The following is a 16502-nucleotide window of genomic DNA, read 5'->3' as shown; positions in this document are numbered from 1 at the left end:
GGGCAGTATGATGAAAATGATAACAGTCCTATTAAGTGGTGCTCTCTCATCATTCGTCCTGAGCGGGTGTATTGCAAACAAAAATGACGATAGCGACCATAGTAATTTGACCGCTAGCGTTTCAAAAGCAGCTAACTCAACGCCTGCTTTTGAAGCTTATCAGCAAGATCCTAACCCAACGACAGCATTTAACTACTTGTTCGATGTAGCAACACATCCACGGTGTGTGAACTGTCATGGTGTTATTGAAGATGGCGCTCACCGACCGACAGTGGGCGACAACAGCGTCCCCCACCCTATGAACATTACCTCTGTGAATAATTTGAAAATGGCGGTGCAAGATGGAAAGTTTGTTCAGGTTGGCGAAACGCACCCCGTAAACTGCCGCGGATGTCACCAAGATGAAAATGCGCGTGAACCTGGCAGGCCACCTGGTGCAGCAAACGACCTTATGCCAGGTTTCGTGTGGCACATGCCGCCTCCTACCATGATTATTGGCAGCGACATGACACCCTCAAAATTATGCAACAATTGGTTAAACCCGCGTTTGAACTCTTTTCTTGCTCAACGTGGGGGAAGAGATGACATGAAAACGTTCAAAAAAGAATTTGAACACCATGTCAGTGATGATCCATTAGTGAGATGGGCATGGAACCCCGGCCCAGGCAGAACACCTGCTCCTGGCACACATGCACAGTTCGCTAAGGCAATGTCGGTTTGGATTAACGGCGGCGCACCTTGCCCGACAGAAAGTTAAGTTAAAAAAGTCTTTGCCAAAAATGAACAGCCCGCGTTTTAAGCGGGCTGTTCAACAAAAGAAGTAGGCATTGCTTGTTTAGGCGAGATTAGAAATGGTAGTGAGCGCTCAATACGAACGATTCTGAACCAGGGTTCGTGTCCCCTAGCCCACCGTTAGAAATATGGCCAATTTCAGCCTCTAGCGAAAAAGATTCAGAAAAATTGTAGAGTCCGGAAAGTGATGAATAGAACTCAATGGTGTCGCCTAAATTTTCAGATTCATCAACAATGCCCGCGTGAAAGGCAACGCGTACTGAAAAGTCATTGTATTTGTAGACGTCTTTTGCCAACCCCGCAGCGAAATAGTGTTGGCCTTGATCTGCGTTTACCAAGAGAACTGTTGGTCGAATTCCGTAAAATGATTCGAGCGGTTTGTGAACATAAGCCACATGCAATGCGTAACGGTCTGCGTCATCAAACAAGTTCCATACCGCAGCCCCAGCTTTAAGCTCACTTCCTTGCGGCAGGGCTTGAGTAGAAAGAGAAACAAGGGGAGAAAGTAAAGATAATGCAAGTGCGAGTGTTTTTACTGGTGTTTTCATGTTTATACTGTTCTAAGCAAAAGTTAAAAATAGTGTTCCGTCGACGCTTCTATTAGAAGCGGTTTTTATACGTGAGTACATAATGGTAATCAGGTTACTTTTTTCAACCTAATAAATATTAGTAACCTTATAACTTTGAGGAAAAACACATTCTTATTTGCTCTAAACGTACAGATTGAATTAATGAATAACCTAGGGTCTTTTGACCTTTGCCGTGTTTTGCACATCAAAAATCAACGGCTCCTTATCGCTCAACTAGAGCTGGATGTAGCACTGAGTAGAAATGTATGACTGACGAGAACATCATTGAAAGCAATGTAGAGAGCACTAAGAAAAGTAAGAAAGTACTGGTTCTCTTTGCCCATCCCGCGCAAACCCGTTCAGAAGTAAATGTGCCGCTTTTTCACGAAGCAAAAATGAATAAACACGTTACTGCTGTTGACTTGTATGCGGAATATCCAGATTTCAATATTGATATTGAGCGGGAACAGCAGCGTTTAGTTGACCACGATGTCATTATTTTTCTGTTTCCACTTTACTGGTATTCCACACCTTCAATCTTAAAAGAATGGCAAGATTTAGTGTTGGAATATGGTTTTGCCTATGGGCATGAAGGCACTGCACTTAAAGATAAATTATTTCTTTGCGCATTAAGTGCAGGCGGTAAGGAAGAAGCCTATCAAACTGATGGCTTTAATCATTACACCATCAGGCAACTGCTCCAGCCTTTAGAGCAAATGGCTCAGATCACGCACATGACCTACATTGCTCCTTTTGCGATCTTTGGCTCTCGTACCGCGCAAGAAGAGCATCGCGTTGCTGAACATAGAGGTAAGTGGACAACCTTGCTAAACAAATTGACCACTAACACCCTGAATCTAGAAAAAGCAAAGCACATCGAGAATCTCGCAGACCTTTGTACATCGCAAGGAGAGTAACGTGACTGGCTATTTCTTATATGCATTTATCTATCTGGTCGCCGCCGTAATTGCAGTGCCCATTGCGAAGCGTCTTGGATTAGGGTCTGTACTAGGCTATTTAATAGCAGGGCTAGTGATTGGCCCCATATTCGGCCTTGTTGGTGACGAAACTGTTGCCATTCAACATTTTGCTGAATTTGGTGTAGTCATGATGCTGTTTTTGGTTGGGCTAGAACTAGAGCCTCGCTCGCTGTGGGCGATGAAGTCAAAATTAATGGGATTGGGCGGCCTTCAGTTAGCGTTAACCACCGCCCTTATCACAGGCGTAGCCATATTGCTTGATCAGCCTTTTAGCATTGCCCTTACAATAGGCCTTATATTCGCCCTTTCTTCAACTGCCATTGTTTTACAAACGTTGCAGGAAAAAGGGCTGCAAAAAACGGAAGGAGGCAAAAGCGCTTTTTCTGTGTTGCTGTTTCAGGATATCGCGGTTATTCCCATGCTTGCGCTTATCCCCCTCCTTGCCATACCCGAGCTGGTCGAAGCAGGAAATGCACATGGCGGCGATACAGGGTCACACGATAGCTTTAATTTAGTTGAAGGGCTTGCCCCATGGGCTTCAGGTCTTGTGATCATTAGCTCAATTGCCTTTTTAACCATCGGAGGACACTACTTAAGTCGCCCCTTATTTAAGTTTGTTGCTGCATCGGGTTTACGGGAAATTTTTACCGCCACTGCGCTCATGCTCATTATAGGAATTGCAGCACTAATGGGACTTGTAGGTCTCTCTCCCGCCCTTGGTGCATTCTTGGCTGGTGTAGTTTTAGCAAACAGTGAATTCAGGCATGAACTTGAAGCTAATATCGAGCCGTTTAAAGGCTTACTGTTAGGCCTCTTTTCATAACGGTAGGCGCAGGCATTAACTTTTCCGTACTTAGTGAGAGCCCAATGCTAATAGCAGGGCTAACCGTAGCTGTTATGCTTGTGAAAGCCATTGTGCTGTTTATCATCGCCTTAATTTTTAAAATAAAAGGCACTAACAAATGGCTATTCACATTAAGCCTTGCTCAGGCGGGTGAATTTGGCTTTGTGCTATTAAGTTTTGCCTCGCAAAACTATGTGCTTCCCAGCGACATTATTTCTGTTCTCTCGCTTGTTGTTGCCATTTCAATGTTCCTAACACCAGGACTTTTTATTCTTTTCGACAAGGCCATCATTCCTCGCTACAAAAACGCGAAATCACAGCGAGCTGAAGATGAAATTGACGAGAAAGGCACCGTCGTTATTGCTGGAATTGGGCGCTTTGGACAAATCATTAACCGTCTTTTAGTGGCCAACGATGTAAATACCGTTGTGCTTGATATTCGCTCTGAGCAAATAGACCTTATCAGACGGATTGGCACCAAAGCCTATTTTGGCGATGCATCCAAACCAGACATTTTGCATACTGCTGGCGCCCATGAAGCATCGTTACTAGTTATTGCTATAGACGATAAAGAAACCGCTGCCGAAATGGTGAAATACGCCAAGCACGCATTTCCTAACATTAAAGTGCTTGCGCGTGCCTTTGACCGCGGTCATGGGTATCGCTTGCGCCAGTTGGGTGCAGATTTTGTGGTATCAGAAACGTACCACAGCGCTCTTGAAATGGGCGCAGAGGCACTTCGCTCACTCAATATTCACCCTTTCCAAGTTGAACGGCAAAAAATGGCGTATAAAAATATTGAGGCTCAGCAAAACGATGTGCTGTATCACGCGTGGGCGGATGAGGCCAGCGGAGAACGAGTAGACAATAATTATTTGAAACTCTTTATTGAACTTGAGTCGCTAATCGAAAATGCGCTAAAAGCAGATTTACACGACAAGCATTCGAAAATGCGTGGCTGGACGCCACCACCGAAAGGCTATGCTGAAAACCTCGCGCCCGATGAGAAACCTGATTAGGGTGAATTGCGAACTAGCCGGCGGTATTTCGAGAAGGTAATTGTCTGATAGTGACCGGACACCCACGAATATTTATGGGTGGTAGCATACTATCGCCTTGTAAAAATAAACAAAAAGCTGATCGAAAAGGGAAAAAAGCGCTATAACCTGTATGTATAACAAACTTGTCGTATATTGGCTTTTTATCTTTCACGTTCAAAAGTTAACACGCGCCTTGTACAAGATAACCCATTGCCTTAGTGGGAATAAAAAGTGGTCTATTTAAATGGAGAGTTACCATGTTGTCTGAAAAAAGTCTCTTTCACAGCTTAGCCCTGCGCACTGTGATGGTATTTACTGCACTCGCTGGATTAAGTGCGTGTGAGGAAGCCCCCACGCCACCCAAAGCAGTCTCATCGACACCGGTAACGCTTTATAAAGTGCAGCACTCAGACGAAACCATCGCCAAATTCCCGGGGCAAGTGGAAGCGGCTGAGTATTCAAACCTTTCGTTTCGCATTGGCGGCAAACTCCAAGAACTCAGAGTAAAAGCTGGTGAAGAAGTTAAAGAGAACCAGCTTATCGCAAGACTTGATGATAGAGACGCGAAAGCACAGTTAGCCACCGCCCAGTCTCAGTTTGACGTGTCATCGGCTATGTTTGAACGTATGGAGGCTTCCGTTGAAAAAGGCGCGGTAAGCCGCTCTACTTTTGATGAAGCGAAAGCCAATTTTTTAGCCGCTAAAGCCAGTCTGACCAACGCACAGGACCAGCTAAGCTATACTGAGCTTCGCGCACCGTTTGCGGGGCTTATAGCGTCTGTTCCTGTTGAAAATTACCAAGTCATTGTACCGCAGCAAACCATTGCCGAGCTTCATATGCCGGGTGCAATCGACGTTACGTTTCAATTGCCAGAGCAAAAAATGCGTATGATTGATCGCTCACGAGCCCGTAAAAATCGTACATCTGAAATGGCATGGGTGAGCTTTTCAGGTATGCCAGACAAGCGTTACGCGGCCATGTATAAGGATCACGAAAGCACCACGCGACAAGGCGAGCTTAGTTATGAGGTAACAATTACTCTGCCAGAACCAGACGACATCAATGTTCTAGCGGGCATGAGCGCCACCGTATTACTTGATATGTCGAAACTCATTGAGTCTAACGCAAAACTTTGGCTAGTGCCTTTTGGTGCGGTGGTTACCGACAATGCAGATCCGGACAAAGCGATTGTATGGCGTTTTAAACCTAGTGATAGCGACGCAACGAAGGGCACCGTAGAAGCAGTAGAAGTGATGATTACGCGCGGTATTTCCAACGGTCTGTTAGTTGAAGGCCCGCTAAACGACGATGATAAAATCGTTGCTGCTGGCGCTCATCTTGTAAAAGAAGGCCAAGCTGTTACGGAGTGGACGAAAGAAGGGGGCCTATAAGCCATGGTCGAGTATTTTTTTCGTCAAAAAGTAATTAGCTGGATGGTCGCCATCATCTTGGGTGTTGGCGGCATTGTGACTTTTCTTGGCTTAGGTCAGCTAGAGTTTCCTGAATTCACCATTAGAAATGCTCTGGTTATTACTCAATACCCAGGGGCAACGCCTGAGCAAGTTGAGGAAGAAGTTACGCTGCAGCTTGAAAAGGCGATTCAGCGTATACCCAACGTAAAACGAATCAGCTCAGTAAACATGGTTGGGCTATCGCAAATTACTGTTGAGCTTAAAAGTAGTGTTCAGGCCAAGGACCTAGAGCAATACTGGGACAACTTGCGCCGTAAAGTGGGCGATGCACAAGCATCGCTGCCACCTGGCACCAGCACCTCGATTGTGAATGATGACTTTGGTGACGTTTTTGGCCTGCTGCTTACTCTTAAAAGCGAAGACTACTCCCTTAAGCAAATGGAAGACTTTGCAGATTTAATGCAGCGAGAGATTCAGCTTGTTGACGGTGTAAAAAAGGTGTCGATTGCCGGTACCGTTAATGAACAGATTATTGTGTCGTTAGATCACGATAAAATGAAAACCCTTAATGTTTCTGCAGAATCCATTGCTGGCCTTTTAACCGCGCAAAATGTAGTGGGCAACGCGGGTTCGATTAAGGTTCAGGGCAAGCGCCTGTCCATACAGCCCACTGGCGAATTTGATAACCTAGAAGCGTTAGGTCAGGTGGTGATTGGCTCACCGGCAAGCGGCCTTATTCGCTTAACAGATATTGCGACTATTGAGCGCAAGCTTAACGATACCCCTTCAATCCTTTATCACAGTTCTGGCACGCCGGCTCTGTCAATTGGTGTGTCGTTCGCGTCGGCGGTAAATGTAGTTGATGTAGGTAAACGGCTTGATAGCAAAATAGCCGAGCTAGAGCAGCGTATGCCCCTGGGTATGACGCTGGATACCGTTTACAACCAGCCTACAGTGGTCGACGATTCTGTAACTGGCTTTCTTATTAACCTTGTTGAAGCCGTGGCCATCGTTATTTTCGTGCTGCTACTTTTCATGGGCTGGCGCAGTGGCGTTCTGATGGGGCTCATTCTTGTGCTTACCATTCTCGGCACCTTTATATTGATGTCGGTAAAAGGCATTGAGTTGCAAAAAATCTCCTTGGGTGCGCTTATTATTGCTCTGGGCATGTTGGTCGACAACGCCATCGTGGTAACCGAAGGCATGTTGATTGGTGTGAGAAAAGGGCAAACCAAACTTCAGGCGGCAAAAGACGTGGTATCGCAAAATGGGTTGCCGCTGCTTGGCGCGACTGTGATTGCCATCACCGCTTTTGCGCCAATTGGTCTATCGCCAGATGCCACAGGTGAATTCGTCGGCTCCCTCTTCTGGGTACTGTGCTTTTCGCTTTTCTTAAGTTGGATCACCGCACTTACCATTACCCCCTTCTTTTTCGACTTACTGTTTAAAACTGAAAAGGAGCGCGGAGCTAATGACGAAGATGACGACCCATATAAGGGCATTATTTTTACGGTATACAAGCGTGTGCTTACTGCTGCTATCAATCATCGTTACGTGACAATTGTACTGGTACTTGTTGCATTAGTAGGCAGCATGGCGTCAGGTAAATTCGTAAAAAATGCATTTTTCCCAGATTCATCCACACCGCTGTTTTTCGTCGATTTGTGGTTGCCTGAAGGTAGCGATATCTTAACCACCGAGCAGTCTATTCGTCGCTTAGAAGACAACGTGTTAGGCATGGAGAATATCGCCAACGTAACAAGCGTTATTGGCGGTGGAGCACAGCGCCTTACCCTCACCTATGCGCCAGAAGACAGATACGCCAGTTATGGTCAGCTTATCGTTGAAACTGATACGGTTGAGTCTCGTGATGCTCGTATGCGAGAAATTATCGAGCTGGTGCAAGAAGACTTCCCTAATGTGCAATACAAGGTAAAAGCACTGCAAGTAGGCCCTTCTGCAAAAGCGGCAATTGAAGCGAGAATTTACGGACCAGAGCCTGAAGTTTTGCGTGAGATTAGCAGCGACATTGAAGCCATATTTCAAGCAGAGAAAACCATGGACAGCGTTCGCTTGTCGTGGAGCAACAAAGTCCCATTTGTTGAACCTGTGTTTCTGGAAGAACAAGCTAGGCGTATCGGCGTAACGCGAGATGCCGTTCACACCGCATTTTTACTGAACAATGAAGGTGAAACTGTGGGCCTTTACCGCGAAGGTAGTGATTTAATACCTATCGTCATGCGCAACGATCCAAACCAGCGCTATGACATAGATAACCTCGCCTCGCTCAACGTATGGAGCCAAGAACAAGGTAAATATATTAGCATGGCTGATGTTATCAGCAATGTGGATGTATCGCTTGATAACCCTATCATCAAACGCCGCAACCGGGTGCGGATGCTAGCGGTTTATGCAGAGCCCATGCCTTTATCCGGTGAGACGGCCGCGAGTGTGCAAGCTAAAGTTCGCCCTCTTGTAGAAGAGCTTAAACTGCCTGATGGCTACCACATTGAATGGGGCGGCGAATACGAGACCTCAACAGACGCACAAAGCGCCCTATTTGCAAGTATGCCTATTGGTATATTAGGTATGTTCATTATCACCGTTTTGCTGTTTGGCAAGCTTCGTCAGGCGTTAGCGATATGGGGCGTAATTCCACTCACCACTATCGGCATTATTGGCGGGTTGGTGTTAGTTGGTGCACCCTTTACGTTCATGGCGCTGCTCGGCAGCTTAAGCCTTATTGGTATGGTGCTTAAAAACGGGATCGTATTAATGGAAGAAATAAACGTACAGGCAAAGGGTAACAGTGGCGCATTCGATGCCGTAGTAGCCGCGTCAGTATCTCGTGTACGTCCCGTTTCAATGGCAGCCATTACCACCATACTGGGTATGATCCCGCTGTTTTCTGACGCGTTCTTCGCGTCAATGGCAGTTGTTATTGTATTTGGTCTGACCGTTGCCACCGTACTTACACTGCTTATATTGCCTGTGCTGCACTGTACGTTCCACGGTATAAAGTCAGAATAAAAAGTACGCACAACAAATTCGATTAGTTGTGCGCTAGTTCGTGTAGGTAGCACAAAAACGGTGCGGACCTAATATTGTTAACAGCCAGCATGAGGAGAGTCTACTCATGCTGGCTGCATACTATCGCTTAGCTGCAATCTATCCTTCTCAACAAAAACTACACCCACCAGTTTACTTTTAACAAAATTAGTTTAATATGGGTATACTACACTGTGCAGTATACTTTTTGTTTAAGGTGAGAGCATGCCCGTTTTTAATCGCACACGCTTTCTTGTTGGAGTTTTATTTATGACATCTTTCTGTGGTTCTTCAAACACCCTTGCTGCAAGCGCGTCGCAACCTGAAAAATTCACTAATACTCATATTGAATATAAAACGACGTGGCGAGACATGTGGAAAGTCACCAAAGCGTATTTTCGTGACAATAGAGATGCTGCAACGCCAACGTTTGACATACCCGTGTCGGCACTTACACCACAGATGCTTGACGCAGTTGCAGAAGACAGCGTGATAAAGCTGGGCCACTCTACTACCCTATTGAAACTTGCCAAACGTTATATCTTGATCGATCCGGTCTTTAGTGAACGTGCTTCTCCCGTCCAATGGATGGGGCCCAAGCGTTTCCACCAAGCGCCAATTTCACTGGAAGACTTGCCTAAATTAGATGCCGTTATCATAAGTCATGACCATTACGACCATTTAGATAAAGGCAGTATTGAAATACTAAAAAACAAAGTCGACGTGTTTATTACACCGCTAAAAGTTGGCAATCATTTACGTGACTGGGGTGTGGATGCAAATAAAGTTGTTGAGCTAAATTGGTGGCAAAGTACAAAGCTGAGCGACATTGAAATAGTGGCCACACCGTCTCAGCATTTCTCGGGGCGAGGTTTATTTGATAGAGACGAAACTCTTTGGGCAAGTTGGGTTATTAAATCTGCAAATACCAACATCTTTTACAGCGGTGACTCGGGATATTTTGACGGATTTAAAGCCATTGGTGAAAAGTACGGTCCGTTTGATTTATCGATGATTGAAACCGGTGCGTACAACCAGCTATGGTCTGACATTCACATGCTGCCTGAAGAGAGCTTGCAAGCCCATATTGATATTCAAGCTAGTGTCATGATGCCCGTGCACAACAGTACCTTTGATTTAGCACTACATAATTGGAATGAGCCTTTAATAAAAATCACAGACCTTGCTGGTGCTAAGGGTGTTCCCACCAGTATTCCTATCTTTGGCGAAGTTGTTCCGGTTAAGGGTGCAGGCGAAGCTCCGAACAAAACCTGGTGGTTAGACGAAAGGTGAGTAGCTAATAAACAGCGCTTGCTTCATTATTCTGGGCTTTAATTGCTCGCTTAACTCTATGTTTTGCAGTACATTTATTATTCGCCGCTTAGGCACTATTGGCGGGTATAACAAAAGCCTCAATCAAAGTGATAGTACTCGATTTGGTTGAGGCGAATAATAAATTTCTCAGTTAAAGGAGCTAACTGCTAGCAATGAAGCTGTCTAGTCAAATTAATTTGGGCGTTTTTGCCCTTATGCTTTTAGCATTTACGGTGTTGTCGAGTATTGAGCTAAGCGAAATAAAATCTCGCACTTCAGTGTCAATCGAGCAAGAAGCTGAAGAAGCACGGCTGCGTTACGAAACAACCGTCTTACAAACCTCTGCCTTGTCTTCTCAGTCGAAGCAATCAGTGATTGATGCCATGCTTCGTCAAATGGTATTGCAGCCGTTTTTATCTGCAGCCAAAGTCATTGATGTCGAAGGAAATGTGTTTGCGAAGTACGAGCGCTCGCCTAACACTATTGTTCCTAATTGGTACTTACAGCTGGACTCCGCACCTGCCGTTAACAAGAAAATTCCTTTTTCGAACAATGATGGTTATTTGTTAGTTACGTCAGACACGTCTTATATTTACACTGAAATCACCGCTATTCTCATCAAAAATGCTGTTATCTTTTGTGGGCTATTTTTCGCCCTCGCGCTATATATCGTCACGGTAACCAAATTTGCTAGGCGCCCCATTGCCAACACCATTAAGAAGCTTAATGAGATAAATAGCCACGACTTCACCCCCTCGCAGGTAAATGCGTTTACAACAGATTACCGCCAACTTACCAGCACAGTGAACACCCTAACCACTTCGTTAGCATCAAAATTTAATGACATTGCTCAGCAATCTGAGCGATTCAAAACAGAAGCCAATAAAGATACATTGACGAAGTTGTCGAACCGCAGTGCATTCGAGCGACACACTCGCGCGCTGTTGTCTGACACGTCTAATTTCCAGGAAAAAGAGCTTATTCTCATCAGGCTCGCTCAACTTACCACTATAAATACTAAGTTGGGCATGTTAGCTGGTGACAATTATGTAAAATCTATCGCGGACTTTCTTGTGCATGAGGCGAAGCACAATTGCAAAAGTGGCTTTGTATTTCGGTTATCAGGCGGAGATTTCGCCTTGATAAGTGAAATTATGGGGCGGGACGAACGGGATTTGATGTTAGAAAATATGTCGAAGCAGTTTGCAAACGCCACGCCACTTCGAGATGGAAGCAAAGCAACGTGGATGGGCGTTACACGTTTTTCTAGCCAAATGTCGTTACAGCAGGTAATGGAAAGTGCTGACAGTGCGTTGATGGCGGCAATGAAAACGCAAAAAGGATGGCAGTTTTCTTCAGAAGTGTCTCAGGTTCATAGCAATACAAAATGGCGTGAGCGCCTCAATTACATCGTGTCGCAGCAATATGCCGATATTCTCATTCAACCCGTGATGAATGTAGAGCGAAACGCACCAGCATATTACGAAACGTTTGCTCGATTTAAAGACAAAGACACCAATGATGTTATACCCATGGCGCAACTTATCCCCGCATCGGAGCGATTGGACCTTATTCCTCAAGTCGATAAGTTGGTAGCAGGCATCGTGTTTAAAAAACTAACGGTAACGTCTCATCAGGTTGCTATAAATATTAGTAACGCCTCAATTGCCAACGGCGAGTTTAGAAAATGGTTAATTGAAGAGCTTCGAACCCGGGAAACGCTATGCCCAAGACTTATTTTTGAAGTCGAAGATGCAGCGCTTATTCACCATCGAGAAGTAGCCGAGAACTTTTGCCGTCAACTCATACAGCTGGGCTGTAGAATTACCATAGAGCACTTTGGCGATAACTTTGCCTCGCTTGCGGGTTTAAGGGCAATTCAGCCTCAATTCGTTAAGCTTTCGGGACGGCTAACCCAGGGAATTCATACCAACAAAGATAATCAGTTATTTGTCTCTAGCCTTATCAATATTGCGAAAGGCCTTAATATCCATGTTATTGCGGAAATGGTAGAAAACGAGGCTGAGTCTGTTGCACTGAGAAAACTAGACGTTGAACACCAACAAGGCTATTACTTTTCTAAACCCTCACTTTGGACAATGTACTAAGTGTAAGCTCGCTGGTCTGAGGCACTGAACGTCAGGATAAGTATTGACGCTTTATGTGAGACCCCGCGCTTTATACGAATTTATTGTGCGTCGATTCGATGAAACGTTTAAGGCGGTGTTGTGAAAATCTCTTTCATATACACCTCCTTTGAACCGCATTTACTGTTCGTTAAGCAGCTTTACAATGGCGTCAGAGCGAATGGGTTTTGAATACAGAAAGCCTTGCACATATTCAACGTTAAGAGACTTGCAGTAGTTCGATTGATTTTGAGTTTCCACGCCTTCAACAACAATGTTTAAATCGAGTTTGTGACCAACATTCACGATAGCCTCCATTAACGCGCTATCGTAGGCATTTTCCGGTGCACCTCTTAAAAATGAACGATCTATTTTTAAGTGGCTAACGGGAAACTGTTTTAAATAACTAAGCGAAGAATAACCCGTACCAAAGTCATCAATTGATATTTCAACGCCTTGGTCGCGTTGCACTCTCAAATTTTCTAAAATCGTATTGTCAGACTTAATAAGCACATTCTCAGTAAGTTCTAACCCAATATCTTTAGGCAGTAAACCGTGCCGCTCTCGACACTCCCTTAGGCGTTCGAAATAAGCATTCTGCTCTAACTCTTTTCCTGAAACATTGATATCAACGCGAATATTAATGCCCTGCTCTTTCCATAACTGTGCCTGTTTGCACGCCTTTTCTAACACCCAATTTCCAATGTGAACAATTAACTCACTGCGCTCAGCGATGGGGATGAAGATATTGGGTGGAACAGCCCTATCCTCATCTTTAGGACGCCACCTTAACAGCGCTTCACACGATGCCACTTTTCCAGTGAGCAAATCTATTTGAGGTTGATACAAGAGTTCAAACTCATCGTTAACCAAAGACTCATGGAGATAAGCTGCGATACTTCGCTGTTGTCGAACTTTCTGACTTAAAGCGTGGGTGAAAAAATGAAAACGGTTTCGGCCTTCAGCTTTCGCCTGATACATTGCGACGTCTGCATTTTTCAGAAGATCATCAATCTCACTTCCGTCTTTAGGGAACATACTAATACCGATACTTGAAGTGATATGCACGTTTTCAGTGCTAAGTGCGAAGCTCTGCTTGAAACACTCAGTAAGTTTCTTAGCAATGTCAGCACTTTCATTTTCAGAAGTCACTTGTGTGGCGACAAAAACAAATTCGTCTCCACCGAACCGAGCCAGTAAGCCTTGCTCGCTCAGACAATCTGACAGCCGCTTAGAAACAGAGCGCAGTAATTCATCACCCCAGGTATGCCCAAGCGTGTCATTAACTTCTTTGAACATATCTAAGTCAATGAAAAACAAAGCGAAGCCAGACTCATTGCGCGATGCATCCTCGATGGACGACGTCAAAAACTGCTCTAACAGGCGTCGATTAGGCAACTCGGTTAACAAATCTGTGGATGCCATTCGCTCAAGTTCTTGCCTGATGTTGTGCTGCTCACTCAGGTCAATATCCACACAATACATTTCGGGTGAATCTGTGCCTTCTTTCAGCATGACGTGAGATGAGAAAACATGGATAGGCTCGCCACTTTTCTTCTCAAGCACGAGTTCGTCTGAAGGAATTGCCTCACCGTAATCTATCCATCGCTGATGTAGCTTTATCACTTCACTTTTCATGAACGAGGGAATGATGAGATCTTCAAGTTTTTGACCTAGTGCTTCGCACTCACGAAAGCCATACATGTCTTCACTTGATTTATTCCAGTAGATAACTTTTCGGTGCTTGTCATAACCTTGCACCGATACCTTTGGCAAGGCACTAATAAGCTGAAGGAACCGCCTTTCAGCCGAACCATGTTGTTCAAATAACGGGGGCTCTTGGTATTTCTGTAAGCTCATCGTACTCCCGCGAGTGCTAAATTGTTAGATAGCAAAGATATAAAAACGGCCACCATTCTTTTAGTGTAGTCCAAATCACACAGACCACCCGACATTAAAAAGTTAAATTACTCATGAATATCGCTGAATAGAGAAAAGGGTAGCAGTGCGTGTTACGCAGAACTTGGGTAAATAAAAGATGAAATTAAATCGTAAGATGGTGCGTCTACCCTGATTCGAACAGGGGACCTCTACCATGTCAAGGTAGCGCTCTAACCAACTGAGCTATAGACGCATATAGAATTTTGTTGCACCTGATAGGTGGGCGAATGCCAAGCAACGGCGCGTATAATACTTAGCACGAGCGTTGCCTGCAAGGAAAACTTATCAAATGACGATTCAAGTGACTAATTTGACAGCAATTAGCCACTTTCTTCAACAATTTCGATTAACTTAAATCATTTTAAATGGAAGCGGCTTGATAGCGTCCACTAAGGAGCCATCGTTAACAGCACGCATAAAATATTCACCCAACCTGTCAGTTTCTTTCAATACTGTTTGCCAATACTGGATGCGCGTTTTTGCATCGAGTACTTCAAAATCTTTCCTATCGGGGATTTTGCTATAAGGCAAATTAGCAACAAACGATGCCGAAGGCACAAGCATTACAACGTTATCGTAGCTTGAACGATGAGGCACTCTGCCCTTCAAGCCCTTGTCGAACCAGCCTGGAATGGGCTTGTCATAAAAATGAGGGTATAACACTAAGCCATCATCTGGTCCGAAGGACAAGTCGAAATGGTAGTCAATAATACCGCCATCTCGATACATTCCGGCTGGCGCACCTTCAATTTGCTGTACGCCCTCAATTACCACAGGAATAGAACCAGACGCTAGCAGCGCGGTATGAATATTTCCACGCGTTAATGCATGGTACTGAGTAGGCAGTTGATACGGGTCGTTTATCGCAAACTCCGTACCCGGCGTTGAGAACACGTAGCGCTTGTATAAGCGAGAAAGGTGTCGTCGGTTCACTGTATTGGCCGCTGCACTCATCGCCAAGCCCGAAAGTTGCCTAAACTTACTTTCAAAACGAGTAGCACCTAAACATTTAGCAACGATCAGGTGCGCTTTAAAGCGGGAGTTAGACAGCACTTCTTGCTTACCTGCTTCATCCACCATTTCTTTCAGCAGGTCTTCAGCTTTAGCCGTAATTTCTCTAGGCGTAGGCTTATCACTGCTATAGGTCGTTGTTGAATAAGAAGAGGCTAGACGATTTATGGCTGCTAGGGGATCATTTTGAACAGCGCAAATGGTACGAAACGCACCTGCTGAAGAGCCAATCACGTGAATTTGATGCTTAACGTTGGCAAACCACTCAGGGAACAGTACGCGATCTAGACCAGCCAGAGAAAACCATTTCGGGCCGCCAGATGCCCCCAGAAAATAGCTAAATAACTCAGGCGTAAATCCGTTTTTCATTATGGATTCACGTGCTTTTTTACCTGCGTATATTTCTAAGGGTGCCACTCAATGTCCTCGCTGTGCGCCGAATAGAAGCGCTTGATAAATATTTAGGGGGTAGCAAGCCATGACCAATAAATCCAATAACTTCCCCATTTAATTAGTTTCGGGGGAATTTAACAGTTAAAGGCGCGAAAGTAACCTTTATAGCAATGCCCTCACATCTGCTCAGACCAGACTTTTCAACGACTTCACCCGAATCTTAAGGCGTTAGTGCATCTATCACTTTTACAAATATTCGATACTCATCTTCATTGATATTTTCCAAACGCTTATTTTGCCAAGCCACAATTTTAGGCAACAGCGCCCGATAGATTCGTTCTCCTTCCACTGACAATGAAATTAATGTGGCCCGTTTATCTCGCTTGCTCACACGCTTAACGATAGCATCTCGCTTAACCAATCGCTCCAGCGCTCGCGAAACCTGCACTTTATCTAGTCGTGTTGCAATAGCGATTTCTTTTGCCGTTAGCAGTGATTTTGGCGAGCTTTCATTTCGGCCGCCTAATGTGGCTAAGATTCGCCACTCTGGTTTAGTAAGTTTATATTCTGCATATTCTTTTGAGAGCGATTCACTTAAATCGCTCGCGAGCATGGCTACCTTGTAGGCAAGCATATCTTCTAGCTGCATGTTTTAAGCCCTTATCACTGTATTACTCTTGCTATTTTTACTTCTGCGACCGCCTTAAAAGCCATGGTTGTTTTTCATTTACCTTAGGCGTTACTTATACCCACAGTGTCGCTACCATCTGTCGAGCGTTCAGGCGCGTTCAACATTAACCCAGGTAACTTTCACAGCTAACATCGTGCATTAAAAACACGCAATACGTGTAACCTTGTAATGGCCCTCACATAAAAGGTGTAAAGCTAGCGTACCAAATGACGTTGGTTCTATTCCCTCTACTCGCCCACGGCCATTGATTTACATTTCATTTACCTCTAGCCTAAACCACATAGTTTCATTTGTAACTACTTTTATTTAGCATTCATCTGTACAGCCACATCGATGGCCGC

Annotated in this window: 10 protein-coding genes, 1 tRNA gene and 1 pseudogene; 7 read left to right on the top strand and 5 right to left on the bottom strand. The window is 44.8% G+C overall.

What is annotated here, in order from left to right:
• Nucleotides 1–16 precede the first annotated feature (16 nt).
• The gene (locus MASE_RS07095; RefSeq protein ID WP_232362825.1) at nucleotides 17–757 is read left to right on the top strand and encodes a hypothetical protein; all 741 of its coding nucleotides are present in this window, start codon (nucleotides 17–19) and stop codon (nucleotides 755–757) included.
• A gap of 88 nt (nucleotides 758–845) precedes the next feature.
• Here MASE_RS07095 and MASE_RS07090 read toward each other — a convergent pair whose 3' ends face one another.
• Nucleotides 846–1340, bottom strand: a complete 495-nt coding sequence (locus tag MASE_RS07090) for an acyloxyacyl hydrolase (RefSeq protein WP_014949059.1) — start codon at nucleotides 1338–1340, stop codon at nucleotides 846–848.
• Nucleotides 1341–1627: 287 nt separating this feature from the next.
• Here MASE_RS07090 and MASE_RS07085 point away from each other — a divergent pair, with 287 nt between their 5' ends.
• The 6 genes and pseudogenes from MASE_RS07085 to MASE_RS07060 all read left to right on the top strand — a co-directional run bounded on the left by MASE_RS07085 (nucleotide 1628) and on the right by MASE_RS07060 (nucleotide 12107).
• Nucleotides 1628–2278 (top strand): NAD(P)H-dependent oxidoreductase, encoded by a 651-nt coding sequence (locus MASE_RS07085; RefSeq protein ID WP_014949058.1) that lies wholly within the window; start codon nucleotides 1628–1630, stop codon nucleotides 2276–2278.
• Nucleotide 2279: 1 nt separating this feature from the next.
• Nucleotides 2280–4204, top strand: a pseudogene (locus MASE_RS07080) (monovalent cation:proton antiporter-2 (CPA2) family protein).
• Nucleotides 4205–4482: 278 nt separating this feature from the next.
• The gene (locus MASE_RS07075; protein ID WP_014949057.1) at nucleotides 4483–5616 is read left to right on the top strand and encodes an efflux RND transporter periplasmic adaptor subunit; all 1134 of its coding nucleotides are present in this window, start codon (nucleotides 4483–4485) and stop codon (nucleotides 5614–5616) included.
• Nucleotides 5617–5619: 3 nt separating this feature from the next.
• Nucleotides 5620–8667, top strand: a complete 3048-nt coding sequence (locus MASE_RS07070; protein ID WP_014949056.1) for an efflux RND transporter permease subunit — start codon at nucleotides 5620–5622, stop codon at nucleotides 8665–8667.
• 243 nt (nucleotides 8668–8910) lie between these two features.
• Nucleotides 8911–9978, top strand: coding sequence for an MBL fold metallo-hydrolase (locus tag MASE_RS07065; RefSeq protein ID WP_014949055.1), 1068 nt, complete (start codon nucleotides 8911–8913; stop codon nucleotides 9976–9978).
• A gap of 194 nt (nucleotides 9979–10172) precedes the next feature.
• The gene (locus tag MASE_RS07060) at nucleotides 10173–12107 is read left to right on the top strand and encodes an EAL domain-containing protein (RefSeq protein ID WP_014949054.1); all 1935 of its coding nucleotides are present in this window, start codon (nucleotides 10173–10175) and stop codon (nucleotides 12105–12107) included.
• Nucleotides 12108–12266: 159 nt separating this feature from the next.
• Here MASE_RS07060 and MASE_RS07055 read toward each other — a convergent pair whose 3' ends face one another.
• The 4 genes from MASE_RS07055 to MASE_RS07040 form a co-directional block, all read right to left on the bottom strand.
• Nucleotides 12267–13985: a sensor domain-containing protein gene (locus tag MASE_RS07055; protein ID WP_014949053.1), complete on the bottom strand. Its 1719-nt coding sequence runs from the start codon at nucleotides 13983–13985 to the stop codon at nucleotides 12267–12269.
• A 197-nt stretch (nucleotides 13986–14182) separates the two neighbouring features.
• Nucleotides 14183–14259: transfer RNA gene (locus MASE_RS07050), tRNA-Val, on the bottom strand.
• A 158-nt stretch (nucleotides 14260–14417) separates the two neighbouring features.
• Nucleotides 14418–15494 (bottom strand): patatin-like phospholipase family protein, encoded by a 1077-nt coding sequence (locus MASE_RS07045; protein WP_014949052.1) that lies wholly within the window; start codon nucleotides 15492–15494, stop codon nucleotides 14418–14420.
• A 196-nt stretch (nucleotides 15495–15690) separates the two neighbouring features.
• Entirely contained in the window at nucleotides 15691–16119 is a 429-nt protein-coding gene (locus MASE_RS07040) for a MarR family winged helix-turn-helix transcriptional regulator (protein ID WP_014949051.1), read from the bottom strand.
• Nucleotides 16120–16502: the final 383 nt, after the last annotated feature.

The organism is Alteromonas macleodii ATCC 27126 (genome assembly GCF_000172635.2).
Taxonomy (GTDB): domain Bacteria; phylum Pseudomonadota; class Gammaproteobacteria; order Enterobacterales; family Alteromonadaceae; genus Alteromonas; species Alteromonas macleodii.
Note: the sequence above shows the minus strand (reverse complement) of the source record. Positions and strands in the feature narration are given on the sequence as shown.

What these genes read in the sequence shown, in the direction of transcription:
- MASE_RS07055 (WP_014949053.1), bottom strand. Translation starts at nt 13,985, where the DNA reads ATGAGCTTACAGAAATACCAAGAGCCCCCGTTATTTGAACAACATGGT.
- MASE_RS07075 (WP_014949057.1), top strand. Translation starts at nt 4,483, where the DNA reads ATGTTGTCTGAAAAAAGTCTCTTTCACAGCTTAGCCCTGCGCACTGTG.
- MASE_RS07065 (WP_014949055.1), top strand. Translation starts at nt 8,911, where the DNA reads ATGCCCGTTTTTAATCGCACACGCTTTCTTGTTGGAGTTTTATTTATG.
- MASE_RS07085 (WP_014949058.1), top strand. Translation starts at nt 1,628, where the DNA reads ATGACTGACGAGAACATCATTGAAAGCAATGTAGAGAGCACTAAGAAA.
- MASE_RS07070 (WP_014949056.1), top strand. Translation starts at nt 5,620, where the DNA reads ATGGTCGAGTATTTTTTTCGTCAAAAAGTAATTAGCTGGATGGTCGCC.
- MASE_RS07040 (WP_014949051.1), bottom strand. Translation starts at nt 16,119, where the DNA reads ATGCAGCTAGAAGATATGCTTGCCTACAAGGTAGCCATGCTCGCGAGC.
- MASE_RS07060 (WP_014949054.1), top strand. Translation starts at nt 10,173, where the DNA reads ATGAAGCTGTCTAGTCAAATTAATTTGGGCGTTTTTGCCCTTATGCTT.
- MASE_RS07090 (WP_014949059.1), bottom strand. Translation starts at nt 1,340, where the DNA reads ATGAAAACACCAGTAAAAACACTCGCACTTGCATTATCTTTACTTTCT.
- MASE_RS07095 (WP_232362825.1), top strand. Translation starts at nt 17, where the DNA reads ATGATAACAGTCCTATTAAGTGGTGCTCTCTCATCATTCGTCCTGAGC.